Annotated in this window: 21 protein-coding genes; 13 read left to right on the top strand and 8 right to left on the bottom strand. The window is 41.0% G+C overall.

Annotated features, from left to right (window positions below; genetic code table 11):
• Window positions 1–63: 63 nt before the first annotated feature.
• The 7 genes from AC0L6R_RS18355 to AC0L6R_RS18325 all read right to left on the bottom strand — a co-directional run bounded on the left by AC0L6R_RS18355 (window position 64) and on the right by AC0L6R_RS18325 (window position 3,673).
• A complete protein-coding gene (locus AC0L6R_RS18355) occupies window positions 64–264 on the bottom strand; it encodes a hypothetical protein (protein WP_473272508.1) in 201 nt (66 codons plus the stop codon).
• Between the two features lie 118 nt (window positions 265–382).
• Complete coding sequence (locus AC0L6R_RS18350) at window positions 383–598, bottom strand: hypothetical protein (protein ID WP_473272506.1); 216 nt, start codon at window positions 596–598, stop codon at window positions 383–385.
• A 53-nt stretch (window positions 599–651) separates the two neighbouring features.
• Window positions 652–1,716, bottom strand: coding sequence for a TonB-dependent receptor plug domain-containing protein (locus tag AC0L6R_RS18345; protein ID WP_473272505.1), 1,065 nt, complete (start codon window positions 1,714–1,716; stop codon window positions 652–654).
• A gap of 204 nt (window positions 1,717–1,920) precedes the next feature.
• Window positions 1,921–2,214 (bottom strand): hypothetical protein, encoded by a 294-nt coding sequence (locus AC0L6R_RS18340; protein WP_473272503.1) that lies wholly within the window; start codon window positions 2,212–2,214, stop codon window positions 1,921–1,923.
• Window positions 2,211–2,843 carry a FecR domain-containing protein gene (locus AC0L6R_RS18335; RefSeq protein ID WP_473272502.1) on the bottom strand — a complete coding sequence of 211 codons (633 nt, stop codon included), beginning with the start codon at window positions 2,841–2,843 and terminating at the stop codon, window positions 2,211–2,213. Before AC0L6R_RS18335 ends, AC0L6R_RS18340 begins: the two co-directional genes overlap by 4 nt.
• 213 nt (window positions 2,844–3,056) lie before the next feature.
• A complete protein-coding gene (locus AC0L6R_RS18330; protein ID WP_473272514.1) occupies window positions 3,057–3,302 on the bottom strand; it encodes a sigma factor-like helix-turn-helix DNA-binding protein in 246 nt (81 codons plus the stop codon).
• 8 nt (window positions 3,303–3,310) lie between these two features.
• Window positions 3,311–3,673 carry an RNA polymerase sigma factor gene (locus tag AC0L6R_RS18325; protein WP_473272500.1) on the bottom strand — a complete coding sequence of 121 codons (363 nt, stop codon included), beginning with the start codon at window positions 3,671–3,673 and terminating at the stop codon, window positions 3,311–3,313.
• 431 nt (window positions 3,674–4,104) lie between these two features.
• On the opposite strand from AC0L6R_RS18325, the gene AC0L6R_RS18320 reads away from it, so the two are divergent.
• The 7 genes from AC0L6R_RS18320 (at window position 4,105) to AC0L6R_RS18290 (ending at window position 14,726) form a co-directional block, all read left to right on the top strand.
• Complete coding sequence (locus AC0L6R_RS18320; protein WP_473272513.1) at window positions 4,105–5,358, top strand: PepSY-associated TM helix domain-containing protein; 1,254 nt, start codon at window positions 4,105–4,107, stop codon at window positions 5,356–5,358.
• 372 nt (window positions 5,359–5,730) lie between these two features.
• Window positions 5,731–6,399, top strand: a complete 669-nt coding sequence (locus AC0L6R_RS18315) for a response regulator transcription factor (RefSeq protein WP_473272499.1) — start codon at window positions 5,731–5,733, stop codon at window positions 6,397–6,399.
• A 50-nt stretch (window positions 6,400–6,449) separates the two neighbouring features.
• A complete protein-coding gene (locus AC0L6R_RS18310) occupies window positions 6,450–7,763 on the top strand; it encodes a sensor histidine kinase (protein ID WP_473272498.1) in 1,314 nt (437 codons plus the stop codon).
• An 87-nt stretch (window positions 7,764–7,850) separates the two neighbouring features.
• A complete protein-coding gene (locus tag AC0L6R_RS18305) occupies window positions 7,851–8,111 on the top strand; it encodes an efflux RND transporter permease subunit (RefSeq protein ID WP_473272497.1) in 261 nt (86 codons plus the stop codon).
• A 7-nt stretch (window positions 8,112–8,118) separates the two neighbouring features.
• Window positions 8,119–12,177 carry a CusA/CzcA family heavy metal efflux RND transporter gene (locus tag AC0L6R_RS18300; protein WP_473272496.1) on the top strand — a complete coding sequence of 1,353 codons (4,059 nt, stop codon included), beginning with the start codon at window positions 8,119–8,121 and terminating at the stop codon, window positions 12,175–12,177.
• Window positions 12,177–13,337, top strand: coding sequence for an efflux RND transporter periplasmic adaptor subunit (locus tag AC0L6R_RS18295; RefSeq protein WP_473272495.1), 1,161 nt, complete (start codon window positions 12,177–12,179; stop codon window positions 13,335–13,337). The genes AC0L6R_RS18300 and AC0L6R_RS18295 overlap by 1 nt, the downstream gene beginning before the upstream one ends.
• Before the next feature lie 294 nt (window positions 13,338–13,631).
• Window positions 13,632–14,726: an alkaline phosphatase family protein gene (locus tag AC0L6R_RS18290; RefSeq protein ID WP_473272494.1), complete on the top strand. Its 1,095-nt coding sequence runs from the start codon at window positions 13,632–13,634 to the stop codon at window positions 14,724–14,726.
• 13 nt (window positions 14,727–14,739) lie between these two features.
• On the opposite strand, the gene AC0L6R_RS18285 is transcribed toward AC0L6R_RS18290, so the two are convergent.
• Window positions 14,740–16,290, bottom strand: coding sequence for a sulfatase (locus AC0L6R_RS18285; protein WP_473272493.1), 1,551 nt, complete (start codon window positions 16,288–16,290; stop codon window positions 14,740–14,742).
• A gap of 449 nt (window positions 16,291–16,739) precedes the next feature.
• On the opposite strand from AC0L6R_RS18285, the gene AC0L6R_RS18280 reads away from it, so the two are divergent.
• From AC0L6R_RS18280 to AC0L6R_RS18255, 6 genes are all read left to right on the top strand, one after another.
• Complete coding sequence (locus tag AC0L6R_RS18280; RefSeq protein ID WP_473272492.1) at window positions 16,740–16,904, top strand: hypothetical protein; 165 nt, start codon at window positions 16,740–16,742, stop codon at window positions 16,902–16,904.
• A gap of 224 nt (window positions 16,905–17,128) precedes the next feature.
• A complete protein-coding gene (locus AC0L6R_RS18275; protein ID WP_473272490.1) occupies window positions 17,129–17,515 on the top strand; it encodes a DUF3050 domain-containing protein in 387 nt (128 codons plus the stop codon).
• Window positions 17,452–17,757, top strand: a complete 306-nt coding sequence (locus AC0L6R_RS18270) for a DUF3050 domain-containing protein (RefSeq protein ID WP_473272512.1) — start codon at window positions 17,452–17,454, stop codon at window positions 17,755–17,757. The genes AC0L6R_RS18275 and AC0L6R_RS18270 overlap by 64 nt, the downstream gene beginning before the upstream one ends.
• Window positions 17,744–17,914: a DUF3050 domain-containing protein gene (locus AC0L6R_RS18265; RefSeq protein WP_473272489.1), complete on the top strand. Its 171-nt coding sequence runs from the start codon at window positions 17,744–17,746 to the stop codon at window positions 17,912–17,914. Before AC0L6R_RS18270 ends, AC0L6R_RS18265 begins: the two co-directional genes overlap by 14 nt.
• Window positions 17,915–18,002: 88 nt before the next feature.
• Window positions 18,003–18,446 (top strand): GNAT family N-acetyltransferase, encoded by a 444-nt coding sequence (locus AC0L6R_RS18260; protein WP_473272487.1) that lies wholly within the window; start codon window positions 18,003–18,005, stop codon window positions 18,444–18,446.
• A 243-nt stretch (window positions 18,447–18,689) separates the two neighbouring features.
• A complete protein-coding gene (locus tag AC0L6R_RS18255) occupies window positions 18,690–19,520 on the top strand; it encodes an MBL fold metallo-hydrolase (RefSeq protein ID WP_473272486.1) in 831 nt (276 codons plus the stop codon).
• The last annotated feature ends 24 nt before the right edge of the window (window positions 19,521–19,544 follow it).

The following is a 19,544-nucleotide window of genomic DNA, read 5'->3' as shown; positions in this document are numbered from 1 at the left end:
ATTCATGTTGCCAGTTAGCATAAGGGCAATGCGTCTCCTGGCCGGAAGGTTTGTCTTTGGATATCATAGTAATCTTCCCAGTTTTTCAGCTTGGTGTAATCCGTATGTCTGTGGGCCCAGATAAAGTCCTGCGCTACCTGTAAAACCTCTATTGTCTGATCCTGATTTTATATATTCTGCATTTACACTCATTTGAAGTTTAGGGACGAACTTATAAGAAGTGTTCAGTTTGAAGTTGTTTCGGTAGTAATCATTGTCAGCCATGATACTTGTCTGATCTAATCTTCCAATTGCTACCCGAAAGCTTCCTTGGTCATTTCCTCCGGAAAGTGCGATTGTATTTGTTACGCTTTGCCCAGTCTCCCCAAAATCTTCCCAGTTGTTAGGCTGGTGGAAGCAATGGAACGCGTTCGGGAGCTGAATACCAAAGAGGAACTAAACTGCCATCCATTGGAGCTCCCCAGCTTTCATCTACACCCGCGGTACCTCTTATCCCATCCGCATCAAAACCGTTTCTTCCGTCTACATACCAAGTTCTATAACCGGAACCTCCGCCATACGTATTCTGAAAATTTGGTTTAACTAAGGGATTGTCCATAGTCATATTGCTATTGAACTCTATACCTATCCCTTTCGAACCAGCTCCGTTTTTTAGTAGTGACCATGATGACACCGTTTGCAGACACGTGAACCATACAATGCGGCAGCTGTAGCGCCTTTTAGGATAGTCATTTCCTTGATGTTGTCAGGGCTGATTTCAGAAAGTCCATTTCCGTATTGCCTGCTGGAGGTCTGCTCCAGCGGTACTCCATCTACTACAACTAGTGGTTGATTATTACCCGCCACAGAGGATGAGCCTCTAATAACTACATGTGCACCACTTCCAGGCATAGAGTTGCCTGTCACTTGTACTCCGGCGACTCTACCAGAGAGGCTGTTTGCCACATTAGAAGGACGTGATTCAGTGAGAGCACTACCATCTACGCTTTGAGTGGAACACCTGCCTAAGGCTTTTTTATCTCTTTCCAGTCCAAAAGCCGTTACTACTACTTCATTTAGTGCTAAATCAGATGATGCTAATTCGATGGTGAACATTGACGTTGACCCCACTGTTATTTCCTGTGTGGTAAACCCAATAAATGATACCATAAGGATAGGATCTTCTATTTCGTCAGTCAATGTGAGTGAGAATTTCCCATCTATATCAGTGACAGTTCCGTTCATCGTTCCTTTGATCAAAATACTGAGCTTCCCAGGAATGGGAACTTGATCATCGTCTAATACAACACCTTTAATGGTTCTTTCAATATTCTGAACAGTAGCAGTGGGTATTTGATAGCTGAAGTTGTTTGCAGGTGCTATGGGTGCTTGAGTTTGTGAGGATTCTAACATGTAAAAGTCTCCAGCACCTTTTCTGAAATTTATCTGACTTCCTTTCAGGATACGTTGTAAATTTTCTTCCGCAGAAAGCTTCGAATTTATAGCTGCAGGAATTTTTGTGTAAGGATCAACAATTGAAGTAGGGTAGGCTATAGAAATAGCATAAAGATCTTCGAGTTCTTTGAGCGTTGATTCTAGGTTTTTATTTTCCGACTTCACGTTAGAAGTTGGACCTTTGGCGAATTGTGTGAGATTTTGGCCTTGAGCAGAGATTGGGAGTGCCAGCACTCCTGTTACCCCGGCAACCAATAGATAACGGGTAAATTTGATGAGCATAGATGAATAGGTTAGTGGTTAGAATGATTACTCGCGTTTATTTTGGGCTAATTGCTGATCATTCAATCCCTTGGGTATGGTTACTACCTAGGATTCACTAGTGCACTTTTTGAGCTTTGGGTTTTAGGCCTAAAGCTTTTGCTCGAACTTAATTTTCTATGGTATTCGGTTTGCTTGCGATCCGGCCGAAAGGCAAGCGGTATTCTATTGTATTCTGATTAAATTTTTGTCAAGGTTGATTTTTGTATTGAAAAGCACTTCGATATTATTGATCACTTCATTAGGATTATCGGTTAGCGGTAAGCTTCCTGAAATAAGTTGGTTGCTCGGTGGTATTTTTTGATCAATTAATTCCAAATCATATAATTCAGTCACCACTCCCAGGATGTCTTCTAGGCTTTCGTTTTGCATGCGAAGCTTACGATCCTGCCAGGCAAGAAGTCTTAGAGGGTCAGGGACTGTTTTGGTTTCTCTGATGATTCTATCTGCAAGGTTCAAGTTTTATTCTTTCTCCTGGGTATTCCACCAATTCGATTTGTCTCACCTTCTTCTCCCTGATATCCCAGTTTCACACTTCCTTCAATTAGTGTCAGTTTGTGAATAGGGTGTTGGTTTTTAAAATTAAATTCAGTTCCAAAGACTTCAACCTCTATAACTTTACCTTCATTGATCAGAAATCTTTTTATGTCGTCATTTTTTGCAATGTCAAAATATGCCTCACCGATTAAATCCACTTTTCTTTCAAAACCATTTATCCAACTATAGCTATAGGAAAGTGATGAGTTGGAATTTAGTAAAGCGGTAGATCCATCAGGTAAGGTGATTTTCAACGTTTCGTTTGATCCTGTTTTATATAGTATCACTTCTTGTTTTACCGCGTGCCATAGTCCAAAGCTTAGTGCAATTAGAAGTAAAAACGAAGCAGCAATTTTTGAAAAGTGAAGTATTTTCCTTTGTTGTATGGCTTTCTCCTCTCGTCTTCTGATTCCTGACTTTATTCCTACTAGTATTCTCTTTCTCAGAGCCTGTTGTTCTGCCTCATCTAGTTGGTCTAAATAGTTCGATTCATGAGTTGTGTTAGACTCTGAATTTTCATCTTGAAATATTTTGGAATTGTTTTCCATCATGAATTTCGTGTTATACTATATATGTCAATTCACACATAATTATCCTCTATTCAAAAGTGAAAAAAAACCAAGTTTTTTAAAAAATATATTTTTTGGTGCTGCTTAGGTAGGAATTGTACCCTGATGTAATATTTTTTGCAAAAGTACCTTTTGCGGTTTTTGGCTAGAAAAATCTAAAAATGATAGCGTTTGGGCTGTCTTCAAAGGAATAGGCTAGGGGATAAATACTGGCATCAGTAATTCAAAAAGTGGATCTAAACCAACATAAAATAAAACAGCCGTGGTGTGTTCTCTAAGGCTAATGCGAAGATCTTTCAAGGCTCTCATGAGATGCTTCTCCACTGTGCTCACGGATATTTCCAAGTTTTGGGCGATCTCATTATAGCTTAGCCCTTTGTTGAATCGAAGTTTATAAACTTTTTGACGTTGGGGAGGAAATCCGCCTACCACTTTTTTGATATTGGATTTCAGGTCGTTGTAAAGAATTTTTTCTTCTGCTGATGAGGTTTTTTGTTCTCCTTTGGATTTTTCCTTTCGGTAAACTTATCCCGGATGCTTTGCGACTTGTATTGGTTTATGATACGGTAATTTACCGAGGTGAATAAATATGAGGTGAGAGAGGTGTGGATTTCCAGTTTTCTCCTTTTTGACCAAAAATCAATAAATACTTCCTGAACAATGCCTTCAACTATTTCTTTCTTACCGAGTTTCTTGAAGCCAAAGTTGAATAGCTTTTTCCAGAAAAGATCATAAACTTCAATGAAAGCTGATTCATCATCATTTTTAATCCTTTCAACTAATTCGCGTTCGATTATTTCTTTATCTGACATGGATGATTCAGTTGATAACTGCTTTGATAGAATTGATAGTTTTTTAAATATGTGATTAAAAAAAATCAATAAAATCTGATATATGCTGTCAAATTATCAATTAGTGGTTTTATAATGAACATAAATGACAATTTTTTTTGATAAAAAATTAAAAACAGGGTTTAAACTTACTTGTCGCTTATGTAACTAAATTCGCTCCTTAATAAAGCCTTGTAAATCAGGAATGTAAATGTCTATGGAAGTTTGAGTGTAAAAAAAAGCGTTGCCTTGAGACTTAGGTTATCTCAATTGCTTGCCTTTAGGAGATAAATCCTGAAAAATATTCTTGTGTTTTCTTTAGATTAAATCTAAATAATAAAATTCTTTTTTTATTTTTGCCACAGAATCAAGACTTACTTCCTTAGAACGCACCATTTTATGCAAGCAAAAAAATCTTCTGCCTGAAAAGTATCCGTAATATTTTTGATCAAGTTCACCTGTACGCCGGATTGATTTCCGGATTGGTAGTGATTGCAGTGTGTCTTAGCGGTACTATTTATGTGTACAATACTGAAATCCGGGAGTTCATGGATTCAGAGCTGTACTTTGTGGAGCAAGCTGGTGACCGTTTGTCTGCAGATGAATTGAAAAGCGCGGTTGAAGCCAACTCTGCGTCCAACGTCGTGGGATTGATGTGGAATGAAGATGCAGATCGCAGTGTACAGTTTACTTTGAAAAAAGAGGGGGAAGAGGGTAGAGGAAGTACTTTCTATGTAAATCCATATACAGCAGAGATTTTGGGTAACAGTTCGGATAAAACTGCTACTTCGGAATTTATGGGCTATATGTTCAGTCTTCACAGATGGTTGTTGCTGGATAGGATAGAGGAACCCATTTTGGAAAGTATGGGTAATCGTGACCTGGGCAGGTTTATTAATGGTGTGGCAACCTTGCTCTTTCTCCTTGGTGTAATTACTGGAATTGTGATCTGGGTGCCTAATAAAGTGAAAAGCTGGAAGCAAGGATTAAAAATCAAATGGTCGGCTAACTGGAAGCGTGTAAATCATGACCTTCATAATACACTGGCATTTTATTCACTGATCTTTCTTTTTATTATGGGAGCTACCGGTCCTTTCTGGTCCTATGAATGGTATAGAGAAGGATGGCAAAAGACTTGGGATATCTATCAGGAGCCCCCTGCCAAAGGTCAGGCTGCTGGTGCCGGAAGAGGAGCAGAAGGGCGTGGCGGAAATGAGCCTCGAAAAGAAGCGGAGATTGAAAGTGCTGTTGCCCAAATTTTGTCCTTGGAGGATATTTTTGTAAAAACTAACACCGAGCTTCCTTATCCCGGAAATATCCGAGTTTCGTTACCTTCAAAACCTTCTGATCCTATCTCTGTAAGTAAGTATAGAACAGGTTTTTTTGCCAGAGCAGGTGCAGATCAGTTGAAACTATCAGCTGCAGATTTATCGGTGACAGAGGCCAATTTATTTTCAGATTTGCCATGGCGTCAGCAGGTGGGACGATCTGTGAAATCCCTGCATGTAGGAGATATCTTTGGTCAATTTTCGAAATTTCTATGGTTTGTAGCTTGTTTGATTGCAACCTCGCTTCCAATTACAGGAACCTTGATCTGGTGGAATAAGCGAAAGAAAAAACCATCCAAGAAAAAGCCGGCTCAACCAAGAGTTGCTGAAATGGCATAAGCTAATGAAGACCTTCTGAGAATGGAAGGTCTTTTTTGTTTTTTACCACAGTGTGCACGGAGGTTTCGCTGAGGGTGCTACTTAATATTTTCCTGCACCTTCAGAAGCTGGATGTAATGTGGGGATTGATATTTTGAAAATCCCATTTTCCCCTTTAAAAAAGGGGTAATCGCCAAAAATGATCCTCAGTCGTCGCTCTATAAATACCAATTATGGAGCTATTGGAAAAACTTTAAGACAATCTTAAGCAATAGAATTACTTGACATAGATTGATTTGGTAACTTTTGCGAAGCAAAATCAATCACAAAGCAGAAATCAGAAGTGACCTTTGGGTAAGCTTTGTGCTCTTGGTGGTTAAAATACATTCGATCATGCGAATCTTAGTTGTAGAAGATGAACCAGGAATCTCCAGTTTCTTAAAACAAGGCTTGGAAGAAGAATCCTATGCGGTGGATATAGCTGAAAACGGAGACAAAGGACTTCAGCTTGCGCTAAGCGGCGATTATGACCTGTTGCTTTTGGATTGGATGCTACCCTTAAAAAGTGGTGTTGAAGTTTGTCGCGAATTTCGAAAGCAATTTCCAAGTACCCCTGTTATTTTTCTTACGGCAAAAGACACCGTTGATGAGACCATTACTGGTTTGCAATCCGGAGCGAACGATTACATCAAGAAACCCTTTCATTTCGACGAATTATTGGAACGAATACGGGTACAATTGAGAACAAAGGTGGTTTCTGAAGAAAAATATGTCCTTGGACCAATTACTCTTTTTACGGACAGGCATCAAGTTTTTAAGTATGAAGAAGAGATTCAGCTGACACAAAAAGAATTTACATTGCTGGAATACCTGATGAAAAACAAGAATCAGGTTTGCCGACGCACCCAGATTATCGAGGATGTTTGGGATATTCACTTCGATTATAATACAGGTGTGATTGACGTTTTTATGAATTCCCTACGGAAAAAGCTCCACTTTACCACCAATGAAGATTACATACAGACTATACGTGGGGTAGGATATATTGCGAAGGATTTATGATTATTTCATATAAGGAACGCATAGCGAGTAGGTTAACTTTAGTCATAGCCATGATCGTATTGGTTGTGTTTGCGATTATCTATTTGGTGGTGGATTTTACTGTGGTCCAAAGTATAGATCGTGAGCTCAAGCTGGAGACTGATAAGCACGTAGGGCAGATTTTCCTGGTGGATGGCGAGATTCGTTTTGTGCACAAGGATGAGTGGCAGGAGCAGGAGCATAGCCAGATTCAGCTCAATCCGATTTTCATTGAGATTGTAGATATGCAAGGGAATTCCATGGATAAATCGCCGAATCTTGGTGAGAATCACCTGAGTTTCTCTGGAGATAAAAGAGAGAAAAATGAAGCCTGGACTTTAAAAACCGGGGGCAGGGAAGTTCGACAGATGCAAATCCCCCTTAATCATTCGGGGAAAAGAGAGGGGTTTATGTTGGTGGCAAAGTCATTTGAGGATGCCAGGCAGTTGCTTACCAACCTTAGAAATATCCTACTCATACTTTATCCGGGCATACTCATTTCCCTCTTTTTGTCGATGAGGTTTCTAGCAGGGAAAAGTATCCAGCCTATTCAAAAAATCATTCAGAAGACCAATCTTATTTCGCAGAGCAATTTAAATGAGAGAATTCCTGTAGCCGAACCCAATGATGAGATTGCCCAGCTTACCAGATCGATTAATGATTTGCTGGCTAGATTGGAGCAAGCTTTGACTCGGGAGAAGCAATTCACCTCAGATGCATCGCATGAGTTGAGAACTCCCTTGGCAGTGATGCGGGGGACATTAGAAGTGCTTATTCGCAAGCCAAGAACTTCCGAGGAGTATGTGGAAAAAGTCAAATTGGCTTTAGAAAGCATAGATCGCATGTCAGAGATGATCGATCAGTTACTTTCTCTGGCTAGAGTTGGAAAAGGGAAAATGGTGCGGGATGAGGTTGAGTTAACTTCGTTTACACAAGCTTTTGCACAGCAATCAGCAGAGGAGTCTGGTCGAGAAATCCTATTTGAAACAAACCTTTCTAAACCGATTTTCCGGCTTGTCAATGAAAAGTCACTTCAGATGATTTTGAACAATCTCCTACAAAATGCCATCAAATACTCTTCCTCCTCTTCTAAAATTATTATGCAAGTAGGAAGTCATGAAGGGGCTCCATTTATTTTGGTAAAAGATGAAGGAAAAGGTATTACAAGTGATTCTTTAGCAAAGATTTTTGATCCATTTTATAGGGAACTTGATGAAACTGGCGCCGCGGTTCCAGGCACAGGCCTAGGTCTTGCAATAGTAAAAAAACTCGCTCTCGAATCCGAAATACAAGTGGAGGTAGAAAGTGAAAAAGGTAGAGGAAGCATCTTCAGATTGATTTTTTAGTAATCAAGTTTAAGGCAATCTTAAGAGAGATTTTAGGGCATTGAGAAGGTAATAGTACATTTTTGTGATTCAATTATTACCTCCCGTATGTTAGATAGAATCATTCAATGGAGCATAGGGCATAAGCTCATCATATTCATTTTTATAGCCGCCTGGATAGGTTTTGGGGTTTTTGCGCTGAGCAATCTTCCCATAGGAGCAGTCCCAGATGTGACTACAAATCAAGTACAGGTGATTACCACCTCTCGAAATCTTGCGACAGAGGATGTGGAAAAATACCTGACCTACCCAGTGGAGTTGGAAATGGCCAATCTCCCTGGTATCTATAGAAATCCGTTCCGTTTCTAAGTTTGGATTGTCAGTAGTTACCATTGTATTCGAAGATAAAATGGGGACTTACCTCCCGAGGCAGTTGATCGCTGAGCGGATCAAAATGGCTGAAAAAAGTATTCCGGCTGGCTTTGGGACTCCGACAATGGGGCCTATTTCTACTGGTCTCGGTGAGATTTATCAATATGTGATTGATGTAGAACCTGGCTACGAAAATGAGTATAGCACGACAGATCTTAGAACTATTCAGGATTGGGTAGTCAGAAGGCAGCTTTCTGGAATCGAAGGTGTTGTAGAAGTAAATACCTGGGGAGGATTCCTCAAGCAATACGAAGTAGCGATCAACCCTGAGCGATTGAAAGGCATGCAAATCGACATCGCTGATGTGTTTCATGCCATGGAAAAAAATAACTCTATCGCAGGTGGTGGCTATATTGAAAAGACCAATGAAAGCTTTTTCATTCGTGGTGAAGGCCTCGTTACCAGTTTAGAAGATATTGGGAATATAGTAGTTGAAGTAAGAAACGGCGCGCCAGTTTATATAAAGGATATTGCTGAAGTGGGGTTTGGCCATGCGAATAGATTTGGTGCTATCACAGCAAACGGAGAAGGAGAAAAAGTGCTTGGTCAGGTGATGATGCTGAAAGGTGCTGATTCCAAAGGGACCATAGACCGTGTGAAAGAACGCTTGGAAGAAATGAAGAACTCTCTTCCTGAAGGTGTGGTGATAAACGGGTTTCTAGATCGTTCTGAACTAATAGGAAGAACCACTTTTACAATTGCGGAAAACCTGATTCTAGGTTGCTTGATTGTAGTCTTTGTGGTGGTATTGTTGCTTGGTAATCTCAGGTCGGGATTGGTAGTTGCCTCCGTGATTCCATTGGCGTTACTTTTTGCCCTGTCCATGATGTATCTCTTCGGTGTAGATGCCAACCTGATGAGTTTGGGGGCGATTGACTTCGGGATTATCATCGATGGAGCGGTGATTATTGTGGAATACATTGCCTATCAATTTACCCGTGCCGATCACCAACTTGCTGGAGTTTCTGCCCTCAAAAAGCAGCAAGCAAAGGATGAAATATCCTTCAATGGAGCTTCGAAAATGATGCATTCTGCCATTTTTGGACAGATCATTATCATCATCGTATTTATCCCGATTTTATCACTTACCGGGGTGGAGGGAAAAATGTTCCGACCTATGGCGGAAGTGTTTTCCTTTGCTTTGGTTGGCGCTATGATTTTGGGATTGACTTATGTTCCAGTCGTTTCAGCCCTATTCCTAAAGACCACTCCTCCGGGCCCAAAGAATATTTCTACACGAATTATTAATGCAATAAACAAGGTGTATGAACCAGCGATTACCTGGGCCTTGGATCATACCAAAGTAGTACTGATTTCTGCTTTTGGGCTTTTGGTGGGAGCAATCATGATTTTTGCCACCATGGGGTCCGAATTTGTGCCTACACTGGATGAGGGGGATTTTGTGATTCAGCCATTTTTGAAAACTGGAACTACGCTCACCAATACAGTGGAAACGATCACGGAGATTGAAAACATTCTCAAACAATTTCCTGAGGTAAAGCAGGTAGTGACTAGGATTGGTGCGGCGGAAATCCCGACTGATCCCATGTCCATGGAAGAAAGTGATGTAATCGTGACGTTGAAGTCCCGTTCGGAATGGACCACTGTGGAAACCAAAGATGAGTTGGCAGAGAAATTCAAAGAAGCGCTGGAAGTGATTCCAGGAATGGAATATGAATTTACCCAGCCCATAGAGATGCGATTCAATGAATTGATCACAGGTGTGCGAGCTGATTTGGCGATCAAAGTTTTTGGGGAAGACTTGGATGTGTTGCTTTCTACAGCTCAGGAAATCGAAGCTGCAATACAGGGTGTAGAAGGTGCAGCGGATATTATTCTGGAAAAAGTGGATGGTTTGCCACAAATGAAAATCGAATACAACCGTGGTAAAATTGCCAAGTTTGGATTGAATATTTCAGACCTGAATGAAGTCGTTACTATGGGATTTGCGGGGATGACGGCTGGGACGGTTTTCGAAGGTGAAAAGCAATTTGACCTGGTGGTGAGATTTGCGGAGCCTTTCCGCAAGGATATCAAAAATCTGGAACAAGCTTCCATTCAGCTTCCCAATGGGGGTTCTGTACCTCTTTCAGAATTAGCGACTATCAGCTATACCAAAGGACCTGCGAAAATCTCCCGGGATAATACCCAACGCCGAGTAGTAATCGGCGTGAATGTGCGAAATCGTGACTTACAATCTGTAGTAGATGATATTCAGGCTATTGTAAATAATCAGATTGAGTTGCCGGAAGGCTATCTGGTGGATTATGGCGGGCAGTTTGAAAACCTTCAGAAAGCCAGAAACAGACTCATGGTTGCTGTTCCAGTGGCGCTTCTCCTGATTTTCATTCTCTTATATTTTGCTTTTTCGTCTTCAAGGGACGCGCTGATGATTTACTCGGCCATTCCACTTTCTGCCATAGGAGGAGTGCTTTTGCTTTGGGCGCGGGATATGCCATTCAGTATTTCTGCAGGCGTAGGATTTATCGCACTTTTCGGCATAGCTGTACTGAATGGAATCGTACTTATCGAACATTTCAAATCCATGGAATCACATTATACCAATATCAAAGACTTGGTGATTAGAGGAGCCAAAGAGCGGTTGAGACCGGTTTTGCTTACTGCCTCAGCGGCTGCACTTGGCTTTTTGCCAATGGCAATCTCCAATTCCGCAGGTGCAGAAGTTCAGCGTCCACTAGCAACGGTGGTAGTTGGAGGTCTGATTTCAGCCACCTTCCTAACCCTAATTGTACTTCCTGTATTGTACGTTTTATTCAAAACTAAAACAGGAGGTCCCTCATCTACTTCCAAAAAAGTCTTGGCTTCCTTGGTACTGATTTCAGTGTTTTCTTTTACTGCTACTGGGCAGGAAACTCCGATGACATTGGAACGGGCAATTGAAATAGGGATGGAGCAAAATCTCAACCTTCAGGCTGCCAACAAATCCCTGGAGATGGCGAATGCCAAGATCGGCCAAGGCTGGAATCTGGATAAGACTAATGTGTATTATTCCGAAGATAAAAATGACATCGCTGAAAACGGGGTTTACAACAGAAAGTGGGGGATAAGTCAAACCCTTGCTTTTCCTACGCTTTATGGCGCTCAGAAAAACGCCTTGGAAGCAGGGGCCGAGATGCAGCTCAGTCAGTTTGAGCTGCAAAAGAGAAAGCTGGAAGGTCAAATAAGCAAAGCCTTCATTGAAGTGAGGTATTGGCAGGATTTGATCCAAAACTACGACTACTTAGATTCACTTTATGCGGAGTTTTCCCGAGCTGCCTCGCGAAAATTTGAAACCGGAGAAAGCAATTACCTGGAGAAGCTGACTGCTGAAGGAAAGCGTCAGGAGATCAGTCTGAAGAAATCTGAGGCCAACGAGAATTACCTGATGGCCATGGATGAGTTAAAGCTTCTACTGAATTGGGAGGGCGAGTTGGTGCTAGCTGAGGAAGCGATTGACTTTGATACTTCTTTGATGCAGGACTGGTCCTCACACCCAGGCGTGGCCTATTATGAAAGTGCTGTGACTCAATCCGGGTATCAGATTCAGACCGAAAAGCGAAAGCTTCTCCCTGACATTAACTTGGATGTGTTTCGCGGGACAAACCCAGGAGCGAATGCTAAAGTCTACCCTGGCTTTCAGGCTGGATTGTCAATTCCGCTCTTTTATGGAGCTCAAAAAGCAAATGTGCAAAGCAGTGAATTCCAGCAGCAAAAGATCCAATTGGAAGCGGAGCAATACAGAAACCACCTGGAAAACCGTGCTCAGCAATTGCACAGACAGCTGGATCAGAACATCCGAGTGATTACCTATTACGAGGAAGAAGGCAAAACGCTTTCGCTTCAGATCCTAGAACAGGCCCGGAGATCCTATCAAGAGGGAGAAATTGATTTTCTCCAGTATGTGCAGTTAATGGAGAACTCTAGGACGATCACCTTGCAATACCTGCAGAGCAAATTTGCTTATCAACAAACTATTTTGGAAATCAACTACCTTCTGAACTGATGAAGAATCACACCTTAAAATCAATCTTTTCTGCTTCCCTTTTGGCGAGTAGCTTGTTTTTCTTTCAATGCACAGGATCTGGTACATCCGAATCCGAAGGAGTGGAAGTGGAGGCGGGAACAACTTCAGGACCTTTTATTACTGTTTCTGAAAAGCAATTTGAGACGATGAAGATGGCATGGGGAAGTCCTAAACTCGAGGAGTTTTCAGAGGGAATTTCCGTGCAAGGCATGGTAAAAGTTCCGGTAGAGGGTATTCAGGAGATTTCGGCTTATTTCGGTGGCTACGTAAGTGGTTTGAATAAACTCGAAGGTGAGCCTGTAAGAAAAGGAGAAGTGCTTTTCTACTTGGAAAACACAGACTTCATCCGTTTGCAGCAGGATTATTTGGAGACAAGCAGTCAACTGAATTACCTAAAAGCAGAATACGAACGACAAGAGACCTTATTTGGGGAGAAAATCGCTTCACAGAAAAACTTCCTTAAAGCTGAAGCTGATTTTCAGGCTACCAAAGCCAAGGCAGAAAGCTTGAAACGTCAATTGGCTTTAATTAATATCAACGCTGATCAGTTGAAGCCAGAGAATATTCGTTCTAAAGTTCCCGTTTTATCACCAATTGCAGGTTTTGTTGATGGGATTCATTTGGTGCAGGGCTCATTTTTGTCGGTGGGAGGGAAAGCAATGACTATTATCAGTAAAGAGCATTTGCATATAGAATTGGTGGTGTTCGAAAAAGATGCTGCAAATATCCGTAAAGGTCAAAAAGTACTCGTTACCATTCCAGATCTTCCAGGCAAGACCTTGGAAGCTGAAGTATTTGTCGTAGGTCAGTCGATCAATAATGAGCGTCAGATCAATGTGCATGCGCATTTGCCGGATGAAAAAGAGGAAGCTTTACTTTTTCCAGGAATGTTCTTGGAGGCGAAATTAATTCAGGATCCAAAAGAAGCTTGGGTTGTTCCGGTCACTGCTGTGGTGGTGTCGGAAGGAGAAAGCTATGTGCTGGTACAACGGGAAAAGTCTGAAGCTGGGTATAGACTGGAAAAAGTCCCGGTGGAGACAGGCTTGGAAAGCGATGGGATGATAGAGCTTTTGCCAAATGCTTCATTTGATGCCAATACAGTGATTCTTACCAAAGGAGGATTCAATTTGTTGCCTTAGGTTTATAACCTCAGAGTTGATTTAGTTCGAATAGTTTTGCTTTTGGTGAACAATAATTCATGGCTTAGCTGGATTACGTCGGAATAGATAAACCTTTTGTGAGCTGGTAAGCCCGGTAATAGCGATGCCTATTACCGGGCTTAATTTTTACGGACGGGATTTTATTCAAAACCATCTCAAAATAGGCAAATTCATTCTATGATAATCTTCTAGTAATCCCCCTTCCGCCTGCTTAAGATTACTTTTAGTAACTTGTCTTTTCACATATCAATTTTCAAAATCTCAAAGAAAACCATGTTTAAGAAATCAATCATATGGGCTGCTTTTGCATTACTCATTATTCAAACAGCGAAGGTGGAGGCTCAGGAATACAAAACTGAAAATGTTATTTTGATCACCTTGGATGGAATGAGATGGCAGGAAGTATTCACAGGTGCGGATTCCTTGCTGGTGGATGATACTGGAATGATTGAGACGCCGGGTTCCTTATTACCCGATTTTTGGGAAGTGAATCCAAATAAGCGCAGGGAGATGCTATTTCCCTTTTTATGGAATACCATTGCTCATCACGGTCAAATCTATGGTAACCGAGCTTATGGTAATATGGTAAATAACAGTAATGCTTTATGGTTTTCCTATCCGGGTTACAATGAAGTGTTAAGTGGTTTTGCGGATGATAAACGAATTACGAGCAACGATAAAATCAACAATCCAAATGTGACTTTTCTGGAGTATTTAAACCAGAAACCTGAGTTCAAAGGAAAAGTACTGGCCTTTGGGTCATGGGATGTTTTTCCTTACATAATAAATGAAGAGCGTAGCGGAGTACCAGTAAATGCTGGTTTTGATATTGCAGAAGGTGATAACCTAAGCCCTGAAGAATTGCTGACCAATAAAATGCAATCCGAAATCCGTGGTCCATGGGGAGGGGTGAGATTGGATGTCTTCACGCAGAATTATGCTATGGGGGCTTTGAAAAATCAGAAGCCAAGAGTACTATATATATCCTATGGAGAGACGGATGATTGGGCGCACGAAAATCACTACGATCAGTACCTTTGGTCAGCCAAACAAACAGATGCCTATATCAAAGAAATCTGGGATTTCGTGCAATCAGATCCTCAATACAAAGACAAGACTACCTTGATCATCACTACAGATCATGGGCGTGGTACGAGCAAAACTTCTTGGAGAGGTCACGGCTCATCTATTCCAGATGCAGGACAAATCTGGATGGCGGCTATTGGGCCAGACACGCCTGCTACAGGGGAAATGAAATCACAGGGTCAATGGCAATCAGCCATGATCGCACGTACTATTTTCAAATTGCTAGGAATGGATTATCCAGATGAAAAAGCTGGGAAAGTAATAGAAGAGATGGTGAACTAATATACCGAAACTATTATAGGGATTTGACCTGCTCAGGCACGATCAACTCTAATATCTTACCATCTTTCTCAGGAAACTTAGCACTTTTATCTTTCATTTCATTTGCCATAGCTTCCATCATAATCCTTAGCTGGGCTGGATTGCTTTCAGCAAGATTTTCCATTTCAAATGGATCCGCTTTTAGGTTAAAAAGCTCATAAGTAGCTTCTCCATCTACAGGATAATGATAGATTACTTTCCAATCTGATTTTACCAAACTGGTAAAGTAATTGGAGCGGTGATTTCCATGTGGGAAATGATTCAAAAACACCTCGTCTCTACTCGTGTTTTGCTCAGCATTTAGTTGAGTTTGAAGCGGGAAACCATCCAAGATATGTCCTTCGGGATTTGGAATGTCTGCCAATGTTAAAAGGGTAGGAAACAGATCTATGATAGTTCCAACTTGTTCCTGAATTGCATTTTGGGCGATAGGTAGTTTTAGCTGCCATGGAGAATTGTTATCTGGACTGACCCAAGCAGCGATGAAAGGAACCCGCATTCCGCCTTCCCAGTGATTTCCTTTTTTGCCTTTTAGCGGAGTGGAACTGCTGTAGTCATTTTCTATTGGCAGGGGTGCATCCGAACCGTTATCTCCCAAAAATAGTATCAGTGTGTTTTCTCCTAATCCTAGCTCCTTCACATGCTGCATGATGTCGCCCAGAGATTTGTCAATTCCTTCTATCAGCGTGGCGTAGGCTTGAGCTTTTTCCGACATGCCGGAGTCTTTATACTTTTCCGCAAAGCGGGGATCAGAATAGAATGGAGCATGTACTGCATAATGCGCCATGTTAAGAAAGAAAGGTTTTTCTTCTTCCTTCGCTTGTGTGATAGCTGAATTTGCTTCTAGCGTCAATGCCTCAGTTAGAAAAATGTCCTGACCATGGTACTTTTCCAAACCGGGAACTGCCCTTGATTTATTTCCACCTGTATGTCCAAAGGCTTCTGTACCCAAATAACTGCCTGGCTGACCTATAGAACTTCCTGCAATATTGATATCAAAACCAAGATTCAGTGGGTCTTCACCTTCGCTGTTGAATGGTCCAAAATGGGCTTTACCAACATGGATTGTCTTGTAGCCATTTTGCTGCAAAAGCTTAGGAAGAGTCAGGGAGGTTTTGGTCAGTCCATTCCAGTTCCAATCAGTTGGACCAAATTCTGTTCGGTTATTTTCCTCAGACCTGATCCAATTGGTGACGCCGTGACGGGCGGAATTTTGACCTGTGAGAATGGAAGTTCGTGAAGGCGAGCAAACCGAGTGTGCATAAAAATTGGAAAAACGGATGCCTTGACTTGCCAACTTCTCCATGTTTGGAGTGGTATAAAATTCATTCAAATTGTAACTGACCGGGTTGCCCTCTGAGTCAGTAAGAAAGGGAACTGTGGTATCCATTAAGCCCATATCATCTACCAGAAACACAATGATATTGGGTGGAGAAATAGCTTTTTCCTTGGTGGTACAGGCAATCGATAAAATAACTAGCAACGAATAGGTTGCAAGGAATGAAGTCAGTCTAGGTTTTTGCATTTTATTGAATTGAGACTTAAAGGAGTGTTTGCTAAGGTACAAATTTAGGGTTGTTGAGTTTTTGGGAAAGTTACCTTTTCTTAAAGCCCATTTCTTCCACAACCTTTCAGTGTGATATTAAAAAGCAAAACCAATCTTTCTCCGCTGGCTTTTCGGGAGTCTTTTCTAATTGATAATTTTTGAAATCTGAGGTCGAAATGAGATTTGAAAAATTATTAGTTTTAGCTTACTGTTTAGTTTTTCTTATCTGCCCAATGGAAAGAGCAAAAATTGTCGGAGTTACTACCTTCAGAAGATCAATGATAAGGACTTTGATCTTTATGACGCCAGGAAGGAGATGGAAAAGAATAACATTGAGGAAGAGGAAATAAAGGTCATCATTAGATTGTTGGATAATCAGATCCATCGGGGTCTAATTCAAAAGTCACATCGGGATAAAATCAAAGGAAATGATTCGGATTGGAGCCGTTTTAACTTTTATAGGTGCCGGTATCACGATTGGTACTTACACTGGAATTCTCAATACTGGTGACTCTTTCTTAATTGTTTTTGGACTGGTGGTGGCAGGAATTTCCATATTGGTGGGAGGCTTGTCACTTCGAAAGAAGGTTTAGGTCAATTCAGGTTTATTATTACGATGACTTTTTTATCACAGTGATTTCAGGATGGGAATAGGCACGGATTTTCCTTTTTGTTAATTCAGAAGTGTTTTAATAAAAGGGTAAAAAATTAAATAAAGTATAAAACTCTTCCTGTATTTTTTCAGTTCTGCATCCAAATAGATGAGTTGCTTCGTATGGTTTGATGCCAAATCGAATTTCTCACCGAAAAGGAAAACATGATTAACACGAATAGAATTGCTCATATAGAGCAAGAAATCTCTGGCTTGAGAAGCCAATTGCAGCATCACCCGCTTTATAGTAACCTTCAGAATCTTGATGATATTAGACTTTTCATGGAAAACCATGCCTTTGCAGTTTGGGATTTCATGTCATTGCTGAAGGCGCTTCAAATGAAATTGACCACTGTGCAGATCCCTTGGACTCCTAGCCAAAATCCTACTCTGGCCAGATTTATCAATGAAATTGTTCACGGAGAGGAAAGTGACATTAATGAATTGGGCGAGCCTAAAAGTCATTATGAACTGACTCAGATGCCACGATTCAACTTGGAGCAGGTACAAATCAGATCCAAAGATTTGTCCAACAAATTCAGGAAGGAATGAGCATTGCTGAAGGATTTGAAGAAGTCGAGGTACATGAGAGCGTAGAAGAATTTGTGAAGTTTTCTTTTGCAGTGATTGCAAGCCAAAAACCTCATCTAATTGCTTCAGCATTTACTTTTGGAAAGGAAGATGTGATACCGGATATGTTTATTTCGATCTTAAAGCAGGCGGATGTAGAGAATGTTCACTACAATAAACTGAAGATATTATCTGGAGCGACATATAGAGTTGGATGGCGATGAGCATGGCCCTTTGTCCTTAAAAATGATCTCGGAACTCTGTGGTAATGATGAGCAGAAATGGGAGGAGACTCTGGAAGTTGCCAAGCAAGCACTTCAGCAAAGAATCTCGCTTTGGGATGGGATTGCTAAGCAAATCGGAAACGCAGAATTGGTGTAGGTTTTTTTACCTAACACTGCTCGGTATTAAATATATCGCTCCTTTGCCATTAAAGTCTTATTCGCAATGCGACAAAATCCAAAAGTTTATGACTTACCCAATCAGTAATATAAATCCATCGGAATTCCCTGAAGTTGTTGAACTCTGGGAAGCTTCCGTTAGGGCAACCCATGATTTTTTGAAAGAGGAGGATATCCTGTTTTTCAAACCGTTGATTTTGAACGAATATTTGAAAGCGGTGGAGTTGAATTGTGTAAGAAATGATTCAGGCCAGATTTTAGGTTTTTCTGGCGTGGCAGAAGGCAACCTGGAAATGCTCTTTGTACTTCCGAATCACGTGGAGAAGGGAATAGGTAAATCCTTGTTATCTCATGCGATTCAGAATCTTCAGGTTACAAAAGTGGATGTCAATGAGCAAAACCCGAAAGCGTTAGCATTCTATCTGAAAAATGGATTTGAAATCATTCGCCGATCTGAATTGGATGGAACTGGGAAACCCTATCCGATTTTGCATCTGGAGATTTCGAAGTAGCCTTAATTTATTTATGCCTTTTACCTTCAGTTGATTTGGTATTTCATGCTTATCTTAAAGCTCAGTTTTCTTGAAATTCCCAATACAACCAACGACTCATGCGTAGGAGTTTTTTTTCTTTTTGTCTTCTCTTAATTATTTTTTCCGCTTGCGAAAGCAAATCCTCAAGTGGGGATTTAGCTAAAGAAGACGCCATAACTAACTCACAAGGCACTTCCATTGTCATACTCGGCACAATCCAAGATGGAGGGTCTCCGCATATTGGCTGCACTCAACGAATGCTGCAAGGATCTTTTCGAAAATCCCGACAAAGATAGACAAGTCGTTTCCCTTGGGTTATATGATGCGGAAACCGAGAAGAAATACCTTTTCGAGGCCACACCGGACATCACTAGACAGGTGAAAACATTGAAGAGTTTAGGTTCGGAAAGTGAAGGCGAAATGCCAGATGGAATTTTCTTGACACATGCGCATATTGGCCATTACGCGGGTTTGATGTTTTTGGGAAAAGAAGCTCGGGATGCCAAAAGAGTACCCGTATTTGCCATGCCAAGAATGAGGGAATTCTTACAGAATGATGGGCCTTGGAGCCAGTTGGTGAACAATGAAAATATTTCCCTAGTCCCAATTGAAAATGAAAAACCAGTTATCCTATCCGAGCAATTACAAGTGATACCGCTGCAAGTTCCACATAGGGATGAATTCTCCGAAACTGTTGGTTATAGGATTGTTGGTCCGGAAAAGAGTGCTTTGTTTATCCCTGATATTGATAAATGGGAAAAGTGGGAGAAGGATATTGTAGATGAAATCAGGAAGGTGGATTATGCTTTTGTAGATGCGACATTTTTCAGTGGGAAGGAGCTTGATAATCGGGATATGTCAGAAATTCCTCATCCATTTATCATGGAAAGTATGGAGAAGTTTGCTGGCTTAGCAGCTGAAGAAAAAACCAAGGTTGTATTCATTCATTTCAATCATACCAATCCGGTGATAGATCCGAATAGCGAAGAGACAAAATTGGTGTTGGAAAAGGGATTTCGAATAGCCAGGATTAGAGATGTTTTTGAATTATAAAATGTAGGCTGCATTGTGAGCTTT

The organism is Algoriphagus sp. 10J20-15, from assembly GCF_055809615.1.
This window is presented reverse-complemented; position numbering and strand designations above follow the sequence as displayed.